The 18,894-nt window shown below is 61.8% G+C and carries 16 protein-coding genes; 8 read left to right on the forward strand and 8 right to left on the reverse strand.

What is annotated here, in order from left to right; all coding sequences use genetic code 11:
• Nucleotides 1-233 precede the first annotated feature (233 nt).
• The 7 genes from C1M53_RS12780 to C1M53_RS12810 all read left to right on the forward strand — a co-directional run bounded on the left by C1M53_RS12780 (nucleotide 234) and on the right by C1M53_RS12810 (nucleotide 8,615).
• The gene (locus C1M53_RS12780) at nucleotides 234-965 is read left to right on the forward strand and encodes an SDR family oxidoreductase (protein WP_129412589.1); all 732 of its coding nucleotides are present in this window, start codon (nucleotides 234-236) and stop codon (nucleotides 963-965) included.
• A gap of 26 nt (nucleotides 966-991) precedes the next feature.
• Complete coding sequence (locus tag C1M53_RS12785) at nucleotides 992-1,837, forward strand: fumarylacetoacetate hydrolase family protein (RefSeq protein WP_129412590.1); 846 nt, start codon at nucleotides 992-994, stop codon at nucleotides 1,835-1,837.
• Nucleotides 1,838-2,301: 464 nt separating this feature from the next.
• Nucleotides 2,302-4,791, forward strand: a complete 2,490-nt coding sequence (locus C1M53_RS12790) for a TonB-dependent receptor (RefSeq protein ID WP_129412591.1) — start codon at nucleotides 2,302-2,304, stop codon at nucleotides 4,789-4,791.
• Between the two features lie 129 nt (nucleotides 4,792-4,920).
• On the forward strand, nucleotides 4,921-5,730 hold the full coding sequence (locus C1M53_RS12795; RefSeq protein ID WP_129412592.1) for an ABC transporter substrate-binding protein: 810 nt from the start codon (nucleotides 4,921-4,923) through the stop codon (nucleotides 5,728-5,730).
• Nucleotides 5,727-6,731 carry an iron ABC transporter permease gene (locus tag C1M53_RS12800; RefSeq protein ID WP_129412593.1) on the forward strand — a complete coding sequence of 335 codons (1,005 nt, stop codon included), beginning with the start codon at nucleotides 5,727-5,729 and terminating at the stop codon, nucleotides 6,729-6,731. The genes C1M53_RS12795 and C1M53_RS12800 overlap by 4 nt, the downstream gene beginning before the upstream one ends.
• 10 nt (nucleotides 6,732-6,741) lie before the next feature.
• Complete coding sequence (locus C1M53_RS12805) at nucleotides 6,742-7,767, forward strand: iron chelate uptake ABC transporter family permease subunit (RefSeq protein WP_129412594.1); 1,026 nt, start codon at nucleotides 6,742-6,744, stop codon at nucleotides 7,765-7,767.
• Nucleotides 7,764-8,615: an ABC transporter ATP-binding protein gene (locus C1M53_RS12810; RefSeq protein ID WP_245488534.1), complete on the forward strand. Its 852-nt coding sequence runs from the start codon at nucleotides 7,764-7,766 to the stop codon at nucleotides 8,613-8,615. The genes C1M53_RS12805 and C1M53_RS12810 overlap by 4 nt, the downstream gene beginning before the upstream one ends.
• 8 nt (nucleotides 8,616-8,623) lie before the next feature.
• Here the strand turns inward: C1M53_RS12810 and C1M53_RS12815 are convergent, their stop codons facing one another.
• The 3 genes from C1M53_RS12815 to C1M53_RS12825 all read right to left on the reverse strand — a co-directional run bounded on the left by C1M53_RS12815 (nucleotide 8,624) and on the right by C1M53_RS12825 (nucleotide 11,382).
• A complete protein-coding gene (locus tag C1M53_RS12815; protein WP_129412595.1) occupies nucleotides 8,624-9,553 on the reverse strand; it encodes a FecR family protein in 930 nt (309 codons plus the stop codon).
• A gap of 113 nt (nucleotides 9,554-9,666) precedes the next feature.
• Nucleotides 9,667-10,158 (reverse strand): sigma-70 family RNA polymerase sigma factor, encoded by a 492-nt coding sequence (locus C1M53_RS12820; RefSeq protein ID WP_129412596.1) that lies wholly within the window; start codon nucleotides 10,156-10,158, stop codon nucleotides 9,667-9,669.
• 72 nt (nucleotides 10,159-10,230) lie between these two features.
• Nucleotides 10,231-11,382, reverse strand: a complete 1,152-nt coding sequence (locus tag C1M53_RS12825; protein WP_281040932.1) for an acyltransferase — start codon at nucleotides 11,380-11,382, stop codon at nucleotides 10,231-10,233.
• A gap of 245 nt (nucleotides 11,383-11,627) precedes the next feature.
• Between C1M53_RS12825 and C1M53_RS12830 the strand changes: the two genes are divergently transcribed.
• On the forward strand, nucleotides 11,628-12,422 hold the full coding sequence (locus C1M53_RS12830; RefSeq protein ID WP_129412598.1) for a metallophosphoesterase family protein: 795 nt from the start codon (nucleotides 11,628-11,630) through the stop codon (nucleotides 12,420-12,422).
• A 43-nt stretch (nucleotides 12,423-12,465) separates the two neighbouring features.
• Here C1M53_RS12830 and C1M53_RS12835 read toward each other — a convergent pair whose 3' ends face one another.
• From C1M53_RS12835 to C1M53_RS12855, 5 genes are all read right to left on the reverse strand, one after another.
• On the reverse strand, nucleotides 12,466-14,817 hold the full coding sequence (locus C1M53_RS12835) for a polysaccharide biosynthesis tyrosine autokinase (protein ID WP_165358130.1): 2,352 nt from the start codon (nucleotides 14,815-14,817) through the stop codon (nucleotides 12,466-12,468).
• A gap of 190 nt (nucleotides 14,818-15,007) precedes the next feature.
• A complete protein-coding gene (locus tag C1M53_RS12840) occupies nucleotides 15,008-15,904 on the reverse strand; it encodes a UTP--glucose-1-phosphate uridylyltransferase (protein WP_129412599.1) in 897 nt (298 codons plus the stop codon).
• A gap of 56 nt (nucleotides 15,905-15,960) precedes the next feature.
• Nucleotides 15,961-16,923, reverse strand: a complete 963-nt coding sequence (locus C1M53_RS12845; RefSeq protein WP_129412600.1) for a glycosyltransferase family 2 protein — start codon at nucleotides 16,921-16,923, stop codon at nucleotides 15,961-15,963.
• Nucleotides 16,913-17,860 (reverse strand): glycosyltransferase family 2 protein, encoded by a 948-nt coding sequence (locus C1M53_RS12850; protein WP_129412601.1) that lies wholly within the window; start codon nucleotides 17,858-17,860, stop codon nucleotides 16,913-16,915. Before C1M53_RS12850 ends, C1M53_RS12845 begins: the two co-directional genes overlap by 11 nt.
• Nucleotides 17,860-18,885 carry a glycosyltransferase family 2 protein gene (locus C1M53_RS12855; RefSeq protein ID WP_129416153.1) on the reverse strand — a complete coding sequence of 342 codons (1,026 nt, stop codon included), beginning with the start codon at nucleotides 18,883-18,885 and terminating at the stop codon, nucleotides 17,860-17,862. The genes C1M53_RS12850 and C1M53_RS12855 overlap by 1 nt, the downstream gene beginning before the upstream one ends.
• Between the last annotated feature and the right edge of the window lie 9 nt (nucleotides 18,886-18,894).

Raw genomic sequence — 18,894 nt, forward strand, 5'->3', positions numbered from 1 at the left:
TCTTGGCGGGAAGCTTTTTTGCCGCACCGGCGGCAAGACGTGGTGGTCAAGGCAACTGCCCTTCCCTGGAGCATTTCCGTTACTGGCGGAAACGTGGAAACGCTCTAATTCTTTGTTTTCACGCAATTTCGGACGAAAAAGCGCTGCGCACTTCTCCCGAAATTGCTCTAAGGTGCGGCCCCGGCGCGAAGGCGACCCAAAGCCAAGCCGCGCCTGCATCGAGGAGGAAGACGATGGGTTCACTCGACGGCAAGACCGTGGTCGTGACCGCGGCCGCACAAGGTATCGGGCGAGCGAGTGCAATTGCTTTCGCCGAGGCGGGAGCGAGTGTCGTGGCCACCGACATCAACGAACCGCTGCTCGTCGAACTGGCCAGGACAAAGGGCGTTCAGGTCCGCAAACTTGACGTCCTCGACGATGCGGCGGTCAAGCAGGTCTTCGCGAAGATCGGTCGCGTCGACGTGCTGTTCAATTGCGCCGGCTTCGTCCATTCCGGATCGGTGCTGGAGATGAAGGACGGCGATCTCGACTTTGCCTTCGATCTCAACGTCAAGGCGATGGTGCGCACCATACAGGCCGTGCTGCCAGGCATGATCGAGCGCGGTGACGGTGTCATCATCAACATGTCGTCAGTGGCTTCGAGCATCAAGGGCGTCCCCAATCGCTTCGTCTACGGCCTTACCAAGGCGGCGGTGATCGGGCTCACCAAGGCAGTGGCTGCGGATTTCATCACCAAGGGCATCCGCTGCAACGCCATCTGTCCCGGTACCGTCGACAGCCCATCCTTGGAGGGACGCATGCGTGCACAGGGCAACTATGAAGATGCGCGCGCCGCTTTTCTTGCCCGCCAACCCACCGGCCGGCTCGGCACGCCGGAAGAAATCGCAGCGCTCGCGGTGCATCTCGCCGGCGCCACCTACACCACCGGCCAGGCATACGCCATCGATGGCGGCTGGACGCTGTAACCATTGGGATTGAACTGGAGGACTGTATGAAACTTGTTCGCTATGGCGCCGCCGGCGCCGAAAAGCCCGGTCTCGTCGATGCGGACGGCACCATCCGCGATCTGTCCGGCCACGTCGCCGACATCGGCGGCAAGGCCCTGGATCCGGCGTCGCTCGCCAGCCTTGCCAGGCTCGATGCGAAGGCCCTGCCGGCCGTCTCCGGCAAGCCGCGCTTCGGTGCCTGCGTCGCCGGCACGGGAAAGTTCATCTGCATCGGTCTCAACTATGCCGACCATGCCGCCGAATCCGGCCTGCAGGTGCCACCAGAGCCGGTGGTGTTCATGAAGGCCACCTCGGCCATCGTCGGACCGGATGACGACGTCCTCATCCCGCGCGGATCGCTCAAGACCGACTGGGAAGTCGAACTCGGCGTCGTCATCGGCAGAACCGCCAAATATGTCTCCGAAGCCGAGGCGCTGGATTATGTCGCCGGCTACTGCGTCGCCCACGACGTGTCGGAGCGGGCGTTCCAGACCGAGCGCTCCGGACAATGGACCAAGGGCAAGAGCTGCGACACCTTCGGCCCGACCGGGCCATGGCTGGTGACCAGGGACGAGGTCAAGGATCCGCAGGATCTCAAGATGTGGCTCACCGTCAATGGCGAGACGATGCAGAACGGTTCGACCCGGACGATGGTCTATGGCGTGGCTTTCCTGGTTTCCTACCTGTCACAGTTCATGAGCCTGCATCCCGGCGACATCATCTCCACCGGCACGCCGCCAGGCGTCGGCATGGGCATGAAGCCGCCGCGCTACCTGAAAGACGGCGACGTCGTCGAACTCGGTATCGAGGGCCTCGGCACCCAGCGCCAGACGTTCCGGGCGGACGTCTGAATATCGATCACGCCGCCCTTCCGCAGAAAGGCGGCGTGATCCCGACCTTCAGATCAGGCGTCAGCACGGCGACGATTGGTGTTCCCCTGTTCGTCTGGCTCGACCTTTCGCCATGACGGGAGGCTGCAGCTGCGCTGAGCAGCAAAAAGCTGCAATAGCGCCCACAAGCGCCAGCGGTCCGGCTGTGACGCGACAGCCCTTCCGACGCTCTCCGGCTTTTTCGATTCAATGACCAGGCCGCGCCCACTTCGCGCGAAAGCGCAGGTCGCTTCTTCCAGGGAAGCACGAATTTATCGGAGACAGGACGACAAGGCCCCACGATGCGGAACACCTGGAACTTCGCTTTCTTCGATCATTAGCTGGGCGTTCTCGGGTGTCTAACATTATGAGGGCGCGTTCGGCGAACGGCTCTCGTAGGGACATCGGAACCCGCTTCGCGGGCTCTTTGATACGGGGATCGGGCAATGCAGGCCGAACGGGCGTCGGGACACAGGGACATTCATCGCCGCGCGAGCGAAGGCAACGAGCGGAAGCCTAAAACAGCTTTGCTTCCGTCTCTGGCGATATGGACGGCTCTTGTCGCGAGCATGCCTTGTTCAGTCCCTGCTTATGCGCAGTCGGCCGAGACGACGTCTCGCCCCGGAAGGATTTCTTTCAACATTCCATCTCAATCCTTGTCGAAGGCGCTCATAGCCTATTCCGGTGTGGCCGGCGTTCAGCTTTTCTTCGATGCCAACCTTGTGCGGGGGAAAAACTCTCCTGGCTTGCGAGGATTCTTTACCCGCAACGAGGCGATTGCGCAGTTGCTTGCTGGATCCGGCCTTAGCCACCGCATCAGCAGCAATGTCGTAACGATCAGCGGGCCAAACCCGGTGGCCGGCAATGGCGACGTTGCCGCGGATAAGTCGACGCTGCTCGACCCGATCCTCCTCGAACGCATCGATAACTGGAACGCGCCTCCCGTTTACGCTGGGGGTCAGATCGCGACCGGAGCAGCGCTCGGTGTTCTCGGCAATCGCGACGTTATGAGCACGCCGTTCACCGTCACGAGCTACACGTCGAAATTGATTGAAAACCAGAATTCGCAATCCGTTGCCGATGTCGTGAAAAACGATCCGGCCATCAGCAATGTTGAGCCTACCAATGTCGGCAACAGCAATTATTTCATCATACGTGGTGTCCAGGTCGGCAACGGGGCCCTTGCGTATAACGGACTGTTTGGCGTGGCGCCGAACGGCCAGACCACTCTTGCGGGCATCGAACGTGTTGAGGTCCTGAAAGGACCAGGTGCCTTCCTTGGCGGTCTTTCGCCAAGCGGTGTTGGCGGCGTGATCAATCTCGTGCCCAAACGCGCCGAGGATACGCCTCTGACGCAATTTACCACTACCTACGCCACCGACAGCCAGTTCGGCGGACATCTCGATATCGGGCGCCGTTTCGGCGACGGCAAGGAATGGGGCGCACGCGCCAACATCCTGTATCGCAACGGCGACACGTCGATTTCAGACCAGGCGCAAGAATTGGCGAATGGAACACTTGCGCTTGACTACAAGGGCGAGAGGTTTCGATTTGCCGTGGATCTCGGTCAGCAGGTGCTCAACACCGAGCGAATGAACAATACCGTGATTGCCGCGGCCGGTGTTCCGTTGGCGCGTCCACCAAAGCCCGAAAAAGGTTGGGTGTCGCCATGGAATTACAGCGACTTTACCGACAGATATGGCGCTGTTTCGGCTGAGTTGGACATTTCCGACAGTCTCAACGTGTACGCCAAGGGCGGTCTGAGTTCGATGGATTGGGATCAGGCGGTCGAGGCCGGCACCGGTCTTATGCCCAATGGCAACTTCACCGCAACCGGCCGTCGCTATCTGATCGATATTCACCGTCGTTCTGGTGAAGCCGGCCTGCGCGCCAATCTGGACACAGGTGCCGTTTCGCATGAGATCACGCTTTCGGTGAATGGCTACCGCGCTGACCGGAATTCGGCGGCCACGAGCATTCTGTCGGTGACACAATCCAATATCTACAACCCGGTCTTTGCGCCTGCGCCGACCATCATCGATACGCCGATAGGTCCGCAAAGCAAGACGACCTTCACCAGCCTGGCGCTTTCCGACACGCTTTCCGTATTCGATGAAAGGCTTCAGCTGACGCTGGGGCTGCGCAAGCAATATGTCGAGGTCGAGAATTTCAACGTCGTGACCGGAGCCCAAACGGGCTCGTATGAAAGCGACGCCCTGACACCCGTCATCGGTCTTGCCGTGAAGCCGTGGGACAACACCACTATCTATGCAAGCTATATCGAGGGTCTCAGTGCTGGCCAGACCGTGCCAGACACCTATTCCAATCGCGGCGAAGTCCTGTCTCCCTATGTGACGGAGCAATACGAGGCCGGCGTCAAGATCGATTGGGGCAATGTTCTTACGACACTGAGCGTTTTCCAGACCACGCAGGCTTCCGGTATCGCCAACAGCGCCAAGAACACATTCACGGCCGACGGCGAAACCGTCTATCGCGGCGTTGAATTCAACGTTGCAGGCGAGATCACGCCATCGCTTCGCGTTCTCGGTGGGCTTGTCCTTCTCGACACCAAGGCGACAAAGACGGCGAACGGTCTTTATGATGGAAGGAAGGCCGCCGGCGCGCCGGATTACACCGTTGCGCTCGGAATAGAATGGGATCCAAGCTTCCTTCCCAACCTGACGTTGTCGGCACGCATGAACTCGTCGGGATCATCCTATGTCGATGCGGCCAACATGCAAAAAATCTCCGGGTGGAACACCGTCGACCTTGGCGCACGCTACACCTGGGAGCGGGCAAACGCTCAGCCGATCATCTTCCAGGCAAATCTCACAAACGTTTTCAACGAAGCATACTGGAGCACTTTCCCCGGTTACAATCTGCTCTACCCGAGCGCGCCGCGCGCCTTGACCATTTCGACGACCTTCAAGTTTTGACGTAGCCGCCCGTCGATGCCTCATCTCTCGCGACGCGCGTTCCTGGCAGGTGGGGCGTCCATCGCCCTGTCCACGACAGCATCATACGCCTCGAACGAGTGGCGGAACGTCGAGACATCTCTGGGGCATGTGGACATTCCGGCTCATCCGCAACGCGTATTGGCGATCGATTCCCGCATCAGTCTGGAATCGGCGCTGGCCCTGGATCTGCCGGTGATAGGTTATAGCCACAGCCGCGCCCGGCCTTGGGTTCCTGTGCCCGACAGCGTGCCGATGCTGACAGCGCCACCGGACCTCGAGCAGATACTGATGTTGGCGCCGGACCTGATTTTGTGCCCGGACTCATCGCCAAATTCCGACTGGTGGCCGCTGGCCCGGCTGTCATCCATCGCGCCGGTCCTGCCTTCCAATCACCTTCAAACGTGGCAGATCAACCTACACCGCCTCGGGGACTGGCTTGGCAAGACGCCAATGGTGCAGCAGCGCCTGCGCGAACACGGCAGCCTGATCGAGGATATCCGGAGAGCCCACGCCGCTGCGCTGGCGCACCTGCATTTCGCTGCGCTCTACTACGATCCCGTCAGACGCCGCGCAATGGTCTGCAGCCAAGGCACGAGCTATGGCCTCGTCATGCCGGCGCAGGTCCTTTCGGAACTGGGCGGACGCGAAATCGGCGCGGACCGGCTCGGCCGCAATGGCGAGGTGACACTGGAGTGTTTCGGGAAAGTCTTTGGCGACGTTGACGCGATCTTGCTGATCGATTTTGGCAATGGCGCGACGCGCGCATTGTCGGCGGAGCCATTGTGGCAACGGTTGCCAGCCGTCCGTGCGGACCGAATTCACGTCGTGAAGGGAAATTGCGTGTTCGGTTCGGTATACACCGCACGTTATCTGGCCGAAGGCTGGCGCGGTCTTCTTGCCAGAGGACAGATGCGATGAGGTCGTTTGACGGGACAAACCTCCGGGTGATCCTGGTCTTCCTCGGTCTCGGCCTCGTTCTGGCGGCGACGGCCCTGATCGGCCTCTCCACCGGGGCCCGCAACCTGCCTCTCGGGGCTGTTCTCGAAGCGTTGCGAGGCCGAGGCGACGATGAAGCGCTGCTCATTGTCTGGGACATAAGAGTGCCCCGCGTCGCGATTGCGGCACTGGTGGGCGCTGCGCTGGCGGTGTCGGGCAGCATCATACAATCCGTCACCCGCAATCCCCTCGGGGATCCCGGCCTGCTTGGCATCAATGCCGGAGCGGCACTGGTGATCGTCATCGGAACCGGCATTCTGGGAACCGACGTCATTTCTTCTCCCTTCTGGCTCGCGGCCGTCGGCGCGGGTCTTGCTGCCTTCGCTGTGCAGGCTCTGGCGGGTCTCCCCACCCCGATGCGCCTGACGCTGGCCGGAATCGCCGTTGGCGCCTTTTGCTTCGGCCTTACACAGGCGATTGCCCTGGCCGATCCGGAACGTTTCGACCTCGTCCGGACCTGGCGCGCCGCCTCATTGGCTGCAGCGACGCCCGAAAACGTCATGAACTCGATCTGGATGTTCGGCGTCGGCTTTCTCCTGGCGATATGGCTGGCGCCACGCATCGGCCTGATCGCCCTCGGCGAGGATCGAGCAACCTCGCTCGGGATATCGGTAAACAGGACCAGGTTCATAAGTCTCATAGCCGTCATGCTGCTTGCAGGAAGTTCGACGGCAACCAGCGGACCCATCGCCTTCATCGGGCTTGCGGCGCCGCACGTTGCGCGGCGGGCAGTGCATGCAGGCGAAGGCGTCATGCTTGCCGTCGCGGCATTCATTGGCGCCGAGCTGGTCATCCTGGCGGATACTGTTGCGCGCACGGCCGCCGCACCGAACGAAATTCCCATAAGCGTGGTGATCGCCGCGCTGGGCGCGCCATTCCTCATTTTGGTGGCGCGCAGGCAGCAGCTATCGCTGCGCGCGTAGAGGGCGGACGATGGGACAGCCTGCCGAAGGGCATTTTTCACAGGATTTCCTGCGCAAGGCGGGATGGGCGGCGTTTTTCATTGCCGCAGTCCTGGGGCTGGCCATCGTGGCCCTTGCGACGGGGACGCTGCCGGTCAGCCTGCGTCAGGTGGCGATCGCCCTGTTCGGCGAAGGCGAGCCACGCATCAGGCTCGTCGTGGTGGAATGGCGGGCGCCGCGCATCGCTGCCGCGATACTTGCCGGAATGGCGCTCGGCATGGCAGGGGCACTGTTCCAGACATTGTTGCGCAACCCGCTGGGAAGTCCCGATATTATAGGCTTCGATTCCGGCGCCTTCAGCGGTGCGCTGCTGGCTATGGTGGCCGGTGCTTCCGAGATGACTGTCGCTGGCGCAAGTCTGGCGGGTGGACTGCTGGCAGGTGTGCTGATCTATGGTCTCTCCGGCTTCCGGAACGGCAGCACGGGGCGCATCATTCTGATCGGCATAGCCGTTAGCGCGTTCTTCATGGCGTTGAACGACTGGGTCGTCATGACCGCGCAACTCGATACGGCACTGGCGGCAGCGAGCTGGAAAGCGGGCTCGTTGAATGGCGTGGATGGCACCAAGCTTGCCTTGGGCGGCCTGATGCTGTGTCTGCTGCTGCCTGCGGCGCTGGCCTGCGCGCGCGCCTTGCGTATCCTTGAACTGGGCGACGACAGGGCCGCCAGCCTCGGCGAAAACGTCGCTGCCACGCAGCTGAAGATTGGCCTGGTCGGACTGGCTCTGACTGCCGTTGCGACCTTTGTGGCTGGCCCGGTCGGGTTCGTGGCGTTGATCGCGCCGCGCGTGGCCCTTTGGCTGATCGGCGGCGCATCAATTCCGCTGCTTGCCTCCGCGTTGTTCGGCGCGGTGTTCCTGTTGAGCAGCGATCTTGCCGGCCGGCTTTTTTTTCTGCCCCGCATCATCCCCACAGGAGCAATGACCGCCGCGTTGGGAGGCGTCTATTTCGTCGTGCTGCTCTGGAGCAGGCGAAATGGCAAAGGAGCACTGGCGTGAATGCTATTTCTCCAGCCCTTCATACCGAGGCTCTTTTTGCTGCCCCCGGCGGCACTCCGGTTCTGCGCGACGTCAATGTGCATTTTCCGCGCGGGGCCTTTTCCGCGATTATCGGGCCGAATGCATCCGGCAAGTCCACCTTGCTGCGATGTCTGGCGAAGCTTCTCCCGCCCTCTTCGGGACGGGCATTTCTCGACGGCAGGGATATCAGGCAGTTCGAGCGTGGCCTGTTTGCAAAGAGGGTTGGGTTGCTGCCGCAACAGACACAATTCCCGGATGGAGCGACACCGCTGGAACTGGTCCGGCGTGGGCGCCATCCTCATCACGGATGGTTTCGACCCTGGTCTGCCAACGATACGGTGGCCGTGGAGGAAGCCATGGTGGTGACTTCGACACTATCGATCGCACAGAATCCGGTTAACCAGCTGTCGGGTGGGCAAAAACAGAGAGTATCGCTGGCCATGCTTCTCGCTCAGGGCACCAATATCCTTCTTCTGGATGAACCAACCACATATCTCGACCTTTCGCACCAGATCGAAATTCTGGAAATTTGCAGCGGTCTTGTGTCTGCCGGCAAAACGGTAATCGCTATCATGCATGATCTTACTCTCGCGGCCCGTTACGCAAGCAATCTCGTCATCGTCAATCGGGGAACAGTCGTCGATCAGGGAAGTCCTTGGGATCTTCTGACGGAGACCGCGATCGAACGCTTCTTCGGACTAAGATGCTCCATCATTCCAGACCCGGAATACCGGACGCCAGTGATCCTGCCCAGGACCGCCTCTGCCGGCAGCCCCAATCCCGGGATGCCGCTATCGGCAAATAGGCGCGTCCAGGTTTTCTCCTGACGCCGGCGTCATCGACGATAGACGACGGCGATGTAGCCATCCGTGTTCAAAACCCTGATCGGCAGGGTTTCCGCGATGGTCCGAAGGACATTTTCGGCGTGACGGGTATCGAAAACTGCCGTCACCGGAATGTCACCGATGGAGTTGTCCATGAGAATGATCTTGCCGCGACGGTAACGCTCCAGCTCGGCAAGAACCTGACGAAGGGGGGCGTCTTCGAAAACAATGCGGTCGTGCCGCCAGGCCTGTACGAGGGGCACGTCGATTTGCGTCGCCGGCAGGATGCCGTTGTCACCATAGCTTACTTGCCAGCCCGACTCGACAACAACGGGGTCTGTTCCGGACGCCTTGATCGCCACCGAGTGCTCGACAACCGATACGGTGACAAGATCGAGCAACATCTTGACATCGAACGCCGTTCCGAGCGCCTGGATGTCTCCCATATCCGCCTGAACGACGAAAGGCCGATTTCTGTCAGGCGCCACCTGAAAGAACGCCTGGCCTCTGTGCAGGATGAGACGCCGCTCAGCGTCGGTGAACTGAAGCGACAGGGCGGAATAGCTGCCGAGTTCAACAGCGCTGCCATCGGGCAGGGTGAACGAGCGGCGTTCAGCAATATCCGTCGTGAATCCAGCGAACAGATCCGGTCGATTGAGGACGTATGCAGTTGGCGCGGCAATGAGTGCCACGAGACCACCAATCAGGAAATTTCGGCGATGGACGCGCTCCGATGGCCGCAGCCGATCGTATTCCGGCTTCACGATGTCGAAGCGGTCCCACAAGGTTCGGGCGCGGTCGTAGAAAGCCGGATGGGATGGGGAGATGGCCAGCCAAGTTTCAAAGGCAAGCCGATCCTCCTCGCTGACAGGCTCGTCCTTCATCCGAACGAACCATTCCAACGCTTCTATGTAGATCGGATCGGACTCGTCGCCCTGCATAAGCAGCCTGTCTTCCCGGCTTTGATCTGCTTCGCCCCGCCCGCTGGGTCTTATGAGTTCGCGTGTCCTCTGGTGTATAGGACACCCTGGAGAGGGAGACCAATCAAAGGCAGTTATTCCGAACCCAGGCGGCGATCGAGTTCAGCCATGGCAGCAACCACCTGCGTGATCACGGTATTCCGGGAAATTTTCATGCGGTCGGCGATTTCGTTGTAGGAAAGGCCCTCGATCCTGTTGAGCAGGAAAGCTTGCCGGCGACGTTTGGGCAGTTGGGTGATGGCCTCCAGAAGCCTGCGGAGTTCACTGCGATAGAGCGCCACCATCTCCGGCGAAGGTTTCGTTTCCGCGATGTTGTCCGCCGTGGCACAAAATGTCTCGATCTCTGCCCGCCGCCGCGAGTCTCGTAGATAATTGAGGGCCAGATTTCGAACCGCTCGCATGACATATGCGGCGTCGGGCGGTCTTGACTTGCCGCCACGGCCGATCAGGTTCGCGAACGCCTGCTGCACCAGATCTTCGGCCGTATGGGGATTACGGACCATGCGCCTTACATATGAGCGAAGCCGATCATGTTCGGTTTCGTAAAGCGTTGTTATTTCTACCACGGGAGGTGTTTATCCGGACCTTCTTCCGCGGGTTCTATAACAACAAAACATGACTATTCCAATCATCTTATATCAGACGCCAGCGCGGCGGTGATCGCCCGCCTTTTCTCTCTCCTCGATCGCTTCGACCTTTCGCCATGGCGGCACGCTGTGGCCGGCATTGAGCAGGAACAGCAGCGGCGGCGAACGGCGGATCATCTGCAGGCCGATGACAGCGCACAGGATCGCCAGAAGCGGCAATGTGAAGAAGGTGATCGGAAACAGGTTCGAGCCGTAGTCGCCGAAGAAACGCCGGAAAACGATGCCGGCAAAATTGAACAGGATGGCGTGACTGCAGAACAGCACGAAGGAGTATGGCTCCAGTCGCATGAAGGTTGCAGCGAACCCGGAATGCCGGATCAGGCCGGTGATCACCCAGAAGCCGCCGGCCATGGTGATGCGCAACAGCGTGTCGAGGGTGATGCGCAGCTGATCGTTCATCTCGCTGATCAGGATGTTCTGGACGCGGATGGCGATGAAGATCGCAATCATCACGGCAAGGCCGGCCGCCAGAAACAAGGACAGCCTGTCGATGGTTGCCGCGTTGGTCCCGGCAATGCGCAGCCACATGCCGAGGGAGAAGAACAACAGAAGCTGCGGTCGCTGCAGCAGATAGAGATCTTCACCAAACAGCGTGTAGACGACGAGCAGGACCAGGGTCGGCAGCGCGAAGTGCTTCAGCCCTTGATAAAGCAGCGGCGCCAGGAGGCAGCAGATGAACAGGTCGCGCAGAAACCACAAGGGCACGTCGAGGGGCCACGCAGTGACGGCAAACAGTGCGTTCGCCCGGCCGAGCAGCGTCGGGTCCGGCATGTCTTGCCATTTGTCGGTCATCAAACCGTAGGCGACCAGCAGCGCCAGCATGACGAGGTTCCAGGCCGCGAGCGGCACGATCAATGTCTTGAACTTCGACCGCGCCAGCGCCATCGGATCAGTCTTGAGCAGACTGGCGACGATGAAATAACCTGACACCACGCTGAGCAGCGAAACCGAGCTCAAACCCAGAAGGCGCGTGAAGGCGAAATAGACAAAATCGAAGACGGCGGTATCGCGGTCCTGGATATTCTCCATGATGCCCGGCTGCACGTGGACGAACATCATGAAAAAGATGCACAGGACGCGCGCAATTCTGACACGGTCGGACACTAACGGCGGAACAGCCGGGACGGGCGAGGGGCGGGACACATTGTTTTTCAAGATTCGTCTCCTCGACAAGGTCGGCTCCGATTGACGGAGCGGCGAGCGGTGCGGTCTCTCAGGAGGCGGAGCACAGAGACGCAGCGATGAATGGGCGATGTGTGAGGCCCAGGCACCAGTTTATGGGATTCGGACCGGTTGACGGCTTCACAAAGTACAACCCTGGGTAACAAGTCGATCGGGCGACGACGCCGAGCCATTGCCAGGACCCGGGCGATCATGAAAAACGCCAGATGATCAAACGCGTCGGACGCATTCTTGGCCTGAGAGCAGGTGGCGCCCGGGCTCGCCTGGCGCGCCTGCGTCTCGATATGGCGGACACCGTCGTCTATGCGATCGGCGACGTGCATGGTTGCCTGGACGAGCTTCTGGCGCTGGAAGACGCCATCGTTCGCGACGCGGCGACGCTGCCGGGTCGCAAGCTGATCATCATGCTGGGGGATTATGTCGATCGTGGTCCCGCGTCTGCGCAGGTGCTCGACCATCTCGCAGCGCATCCGCCAATGGGCCTGGAGCGCATCTGCCTGGCCGGCAATCATGAGCTTGCCATGCTCGACTATCTCGACGGGCGGTCCAGTCTTGCCGCCTGGCTGCGCATGGGCGCGGAAAGCACGCTGCAGTCGTACGGCATCGATCATCGGAGGCTGGTCGAAATCTTTCGCGATCAGCAACAGGTCGACGATGCGATCCGCAGATCGATTTCGCCGGCTCATTTTGCGCTGCTGCGCTCGATGCCGGTTCTGGTCGAAACCGCGCGGTACATCTTTGTCCATGCCGGCGTGCGGCCTGAAGTTCCGCTGGACAAGCAGACGGACGAGGATCTCGTCTTCATCCGCTCGGCCTTCTTCGAGCGCGCGCACCTGCTTTCGCGTTATGTGGTGCACGGGCATACGCCGGTCGAGCAAGCCGGCCGCGAAGGCATGCGTGTCAATCTCGACACCGGCGCCTTCTTCAGCGGCCGGCTGACAGCCCTGCGCATCTGGCAGGACAAGGGGCGCTACCTCAGCAACTTGACCCAGGAAGACTGAACGCGACCGGCCGGCCGGATATGCGGCGCCTTCCGTCACCCGATCAAGCGGGCTCCGTGCGGTTTGGCTCAGGCTCCGTCACCGTCTGCTCGACATAGTAGGACGCATAGCGGTCGAGATACTGCTCGGCCGCGCCGAACATGCCGTAACTCGCCAGCTTCTTCATGTCCGTGCGGTTCAAGACGACACCGAGGGTCTTTGCCGCGATCTGGCGGTCGGCCTGCAAAGCGGAACGCACGAGAAGGCGCGGCGTGGCGCCCCACTCGGCCACCAGCACGAAGCCGTCGGCGAGCGGCGCAAAAGCCTTGGCATCGACCACGGGCCCGAGTGGCGGCAAATCGACAACGACATAGTCGAAGGACTTGCGCGCCTCTTCCAGCAATGCCGCCATGGCGGGACCCGAGATGAGTTCGCTGGTGTGCGACAGGCGCCGGCGTACCACGGCGGGAAGGATGACGAGCTTGGTCTTGCGGTCGACCAGACAGGCGCTCTGCCAGCGCTGCTCGCCGACCAATGCCTCGACCAGGCCCTTGTCGGGTGTGAGCGACAGGCCGCGGCTGAGGCCCGGATTGCGCAAGTCGGCGTCGATCAACAGGGTACGGGCGCCATTGGCGGCAAGTAGCCCGGCGAAATTGGCTGCGGTGGTCGTCTTGCCTTCGCGTGGCAGCACCGAGACAAAGCCGATCACCTTGCCATTGGTCCGGTGAAGGACCACGTCGCTGGCCAGTTTGACGTTGCGCAAGGTCTCCGCGAAGGAAGAGGCCGGTTGGTTGATTGCCACTCTGAGGATGCGAGGGGTGACGGTTTCCGGTCCGGAAGGATTCGCCGCTTGCGCATCGGTCGGCTGCGTTCGCGGCCGCGCGTCGGCGAAACGGCCGCCGATCGCCGGCAGATAGCCGAGGAAGTTCAGGTCGAGAGCGTCGCGCACGTCGTCGCCAGTGCGGAAGAAGCGCTCGCGGAATTCCTGGATGGCGCCTGCTGCCGCGCCGGCGAACAGGCCTAGTACCAGGGAAAGGCCGAGTACCATGGTCTTGCGCGGGCTGGACGCCGAGGTCGGGTTGCCGGCGGTCGAGATGACGCGGGCCTCGGCGATCGGGAAGGAACGCTGCTGCGCGGCTTGCTCGTAGCGGGCAAGGAAGGCCTGGTAGAGTGTGTTGAGGGCCTGCGACTTCTGCTCGAGATCGCGCAGCTTCACCTGTGCTTGGCCTGTCTGAGAGTTCTGGCCGGCCAAATCGCCGACATTGCCGCGCAGCGAATCCTCGCGCGATTTCGCGACCTGGTATTCGTTGCGGTAGCTTTCGGTGAGCCGTTGCAGCTCGGCATAGATCTGGTTGGTCAGGTTGGCCTGCTCGGCGCGCAGCGCCACCGCCTGCGCATGGTCCTGTCCGAACCGGCTCGAGATGTCCTGTTCACGCTTGCTGACGTTGAGATAGCGCGCCTTCATCTCGTTGATGGCGGCACTGTTGCTGCCGCTGGCGCCTTTTTCCTGCGGAATGGTGGCGTTCTTGACCGCATTTTCCGGTCCGCTGTCCACGATCGCCTTGAACTGGTTGTAGCGGGCAAGCGCATTGGCGGTATCCGCCTGAGCCAGGATGACCTGCTTGTTGAGATCGGACAGCTGCTGTTCCGACATCAGTTCGCCACGCGCGGCCGTCAGCCCGTTGGCCGCACGGAATTGCTCGACCTCGAGCGCTGCCTTCTGCGAATTTTCACGCAGTTCGTCGAGACGGCCCTGCAGCCATACCGTGGCGCGCTGGGTGGCGTCGAAATTGGCGTCGAGATGATCGGACAGATAGGCGTTGGCATAGGCGCGCGCGATCATGCCTGCCAGCTTGGGATCGGGAGCGGTGAAGGACAGATCGATGACGAAGCTGCGGCCGACACGTTCGGCGTGGACTCCGTCCTGCAGGATGCCGATGGCGCGACCGATCTTGGCGTCCTGTATCGAGCCGGGGTCTTCTTCGGTGCGCGACGAGAAGAAGCCTGCCACGCTTTTGACGGTGGCTTTCAGCGCGCTGAGCGGCGATCGTGGCGGGTTGAGGAAAGCTTCGTTGTCCTGAAGTTTTTCCGCCAGCACCACGGCGCGGGCGAGACGGCTGGATTTGAGGATCTCGACCTCGGATGACACCATCGCGTCGGCCTGCGGACCGGCCGGTGGGGCTGGCTTGTCTTCGGCGAAACGGGTCAGGCTGTCATCAAGGAGGATACGCGTTCCCGACGTGTATTGCGGCGGTGTCGCCACGAGATAGACGACCCCGAGGACCAGGCCGATCAGCCCGAACAGGCCGACCAGCCGGGCCTGCCGGCGTGCTGCCGCCAGCAGGGCGTCGAGATCAATGAAGTCCGATGAATCTTCCGAGGATATGGGCTTCAACGGATAACTTCCCTGGTTCATGGTGCTCCGGCGCTCCGTCGCGAAATGAAAAAGTCGGCCACGGCCAGATGGCCGTGGCGCGTCGTGGAATTTGTTTCGATCTTTCGGCCGGCGCATGACCCCGAAAATCGGAATCGATTTTCGGAAAGGATCATGCGCCAAGTTAAAGTGTTAGAGCGTCCTTCGCGCGTTCGAATGGACGCGCGGCGCTCTAAGCCGCGCGGCTGCGACGTGCCTGCGAAGCGATCATCTCCTCGATCGGTTCGAACACCAGGTCGCAAATGTCCTTGCGCGCGAGCGCGAAAGCGACGTTGGCCTGGATGAAACCTTCCTTCGAGCCGCAATCGAACATGCGGCCCTCGAATGGAGAGGCATAGAATTTCTGGCTCTCCGACAGCCGTACCATGGCGTCGGTAAGCTGGATCTCGTTGCCAGCGCCGCGTTCCTGCGTGCCGAGAATATCGAAGATCTCGGGCTGCAGCACGTAGCGGCCGTTGATGTAGTGATTGGAGGGGGCGGCCTCCGGTGCCGGCTTTTCAACCATTTCGGTGATGGTGAAGCCCGCGCCGGCGCCGGCACCCTTGCCGACGATGCCGTAGCTGCCGGTTTCCAGCGGATCGCATTGCTCGACCGCGACGACATTGCCGCCGGTTTCGAGATAGAGATCCATGGCGCCGGCAAGGCAGCCGCGATCGCCGAACGAGACCATGTCGGGCAACAGAAGCGCGAAGGGTTCGTCACCGACGATATCCCTGGCGCACCACACCGCGTGGCCAAGGCCATGCGGTGCCTGCTGGCGGGTGAAGGAGATCGTACCCGGCTGCGGCTGCATGCGGGTGAGCGAGGCCAGCTGCTCGTTCTTGCCGGACCGCGTCAGCGTCTCCAGCAGCTCGGGCTGGATGTCGAAATAATCCTCGATCACATGCTTGTTGCGGCCGGTGACGAAGACGATGTGTTCGATGCCGGCTTCCAGCGCCTCGTCCACCGCATACTGCACGACGGGGCGGTCGACCACCGTCAGCATCTCCTTCGGCATGGCCTTCGTGGCCGGCAGGAACCGCGTGCCCAAACCGGCAACCGGTATCACGGCTTTTCTCACCTTTTTCATCACGTCATCCCTGTTTGCAAATCGAGCCCCTCCGCCCAATTTCAAAAGTGGTTTGTTCAGCCGGCTTCCGATGGTGTCCGGCCAGGTTGCAAGATTGCCGCCAGCCGCCGCAATCGCGCCGCGATCGGCATGCCCAGATGCCGCAGTGCCGCCGGATCACGCAGCGCCGTGATCGCGGCATCGACCGGCGCACGCGCCTTCAGATGCTGGACCAGCTTGAGGAAGGACGCTGCCTGCCGGAGGCTGCGGGTGCGGCGTGTCTGTGCGGCGGCGGCACGCGGATCGAGCCTATGCTGCTCGAGGAAAGTGGCATCGGCCCCCAGCATCGCCTCGACATGCCGCAGTTCCAGCACGCGCGAGATCGAGCCTTCGCGGATGTGATAGGCATAGCCAACGCCTGGTTCGACGACGCAGCGGCCGCCCTTGGCCATGGCCGAAGCCAGGAAGATGTAATCTTCACCGATGCGCAGGGTCTCGTCGTAACGCAGCTGATGTTGTTCCAGAAAGCTTCGTTCGAAGATCGGTTTCATGTAGCCGAAGGAGAAGGTGCTTTCGAACATGATGTTGGCGGCGATGAAATCGGCGAGCGTGAGCTCGGAATGGGCTTCGAGAAGCTTGGCTTCGAACATCGCTTCGCGGGTGCCTGCGCCGTCGCGAACCACTTCGAGATTGTCGACGGCAATCCGGGCGCCGTGAGTTTCGGCTCTCGTGATCATGCGCAGCAGGCGTTGAGGATGCACGGTGTCATCGGAATCGAGCACCGCGATCCAGCGGCCGCGTGCAGCTTCCAGCCCGGCATTGCGGGCGCCGCCGGGACCACGGTTCTGGCCCAGCGCGATCACCTTGACCAGCTCAGGCGGAAAAGCGCGGGCGATCTCGACCGTGCGGTCGCTGGAGTGATCGTCCACGACGACGACTTCCACCGAGACGTCGCGCTGACCGAGTGCGCTCTCGATGGCGCGCGCGACCGAGCTCTCGGCGTTATAGGCGGCAATGACGAAACTGACGTCAGGCAGCATGGGTGCGCCCTCCAGTCGGTTCTTCGCCATAGAGACGGATTTCGCGGACGCCGAGCAGCCCGCTGATGGCGCCGATATGCATGATGCCGCGGAGCGCCTGGCGGTTGCGTTTGTGCGGGATGATGCCAACCGCCGCAGCGCCGGCAAAACAATAGGCGGCCTTGGCCGCTGCCAAGGCGATCTGCACGGGCTTTCGACCTGCCTTTTGGCTTGCGAGCAGCCTGCCATGGGTCTGGCCCGAGCGGAAGCGGCGCTTGACCAGCCATTGCAGCCGTGCGCGATCCGCGGGTACGGGTTCGAGCACCAGCGCCCTCTCGGCGTAGGCGATCCGTCCGCCGGCTGCGTGAAGCTGTGAGAAATACTCGGTGTCCTCGCCGCCGGTCTTGCCGAGCGACAGGTTGAAACGCCGCCCCTCGACATGGGGCGAGGCGCGGCGCAGCAGTACATTTCCGCTGTAGCCGGTGTGGATCTGCCCATCGACCCAGACAGGGTTGGTCGAGTGGAAATCGCCGCGTCGCATCCAGCTGGGGGCCGTCGAAGCATAGACCGAGCGCACAGGTCCAAGCACGGCATCGGCGCCAGAGGTCTCGGCCGTTTCGATCAGTGTCGCGAGCCAGGCGGCCGTCACGGTCGAATCGTCATCGACGAAGGCAAGGTAGTCGCCGCCTGCGGCATCGAGGCAGGCGTTGCGTGCCAGCGAGATGTTGGACGCCGGGCAATGAATATAGATCAATTCGAAAGGCAGCGAGGGCGCGATGGACGTCGCAAGATCCCGTGCGCTGGGTGCGGCATCATTGTCGGCGACGATGATACGTGCCTGCACATTGGCCGGCAGTTCAAGCGTGGCGAGCGAGCCCAAGGTTTCGGCGAGATACGGCCTGCGATAGGTGCACACGCAGATATCGACCTGAAACCTGGGTGAGGGAGGCTGGGTCATCACGCAGCCTCTCCATGCTTCCATGAGCCCAGAAGCTGCAGCCAGAAACCCATCGACCAGGCGAGATGCATGATCATGGCGCAGACGCTGGCAAGCAAGCCGTAGGGATTGCGCTGACCGACGGCCATCCAGATGCCATAGCCAAGACAGGCGGCGATCCATAGACCTGCGGGCACAAGGGCCGACAGGCTGAGGAATGCCAGCGAAGCACCGACGACCACCGGGAAGACCAGAAGCGGGATCGCCTGCCTCAGCTTCGGCCAGGTGCGGTGCTTCAGGATGTTGCGGGCTCGGCCGCGACCGTAACCGAGATACTGGCGAAACAGCGCCGATGCCGAGGCGCGCGGATAGTAGGTCATGAATGTCCTGTCGGTCATCCAGATGCGGTAGCCAGCGGCGCGCAGCCGGTAGTCGAGTTCGGCATCCTCGTTGTGGCTGAAGCTTTCGTCATAGCCGCCGACGGCGCGGAAAGCCTCGACGCGCATCAGCGCGTGGTGGCCGTGGTCGGTCCAGTGACCCGGTGCGCCCTCGCGATGCGGCGAACCGCCATTGCCCAGTTTCGAATTCTGCGCGACCGCGGTTGCCTTCTGGAACAGGCCGAACCCCTTTGTCGCCATCGAGACAACGACCGAATCGGCGCCGGTGATCGACGCCTCCTCGATCAGGCGGTCGCAGTAGTCTGCCGGATAACCGCCATGGGCGTCTATGCGGATGAAGAAATCGACGTCGTCGCCGTAGGCGGCAACGGCCTGGTTGACCGCAGCGCTCTGCAGGCGTCGCGGATTGTCGAGCAGCATGACACGCGGGTTCTGGTCAGCGATCGCGCGAACGATATCGCGGGTGCCATCGGTGCTGCCGCCATCGGCGACGACAATACGCAGATCGTTCCGCTCGGCGGGTTCGGAAAGTTCGTTGAGCAGGGCGCCGATATGCCTCGCCTCGTTCAGGCAAGGAATGACCACCATGCACCGAGCGGCCGCTCCGTTGGTGACTTGTGTCTCCCCGCCTGCAGGGACTGCAGCCATGCTGGTGTC

The organism is Mesorhizobium sp. Pch-S, assembly GCF_004136315.1.
GTDB lineage: Bacteria > Pseudomonadota > Alphaproteobacteria > Rhizobiales > Rhizobiaceae > Mesorhizobium.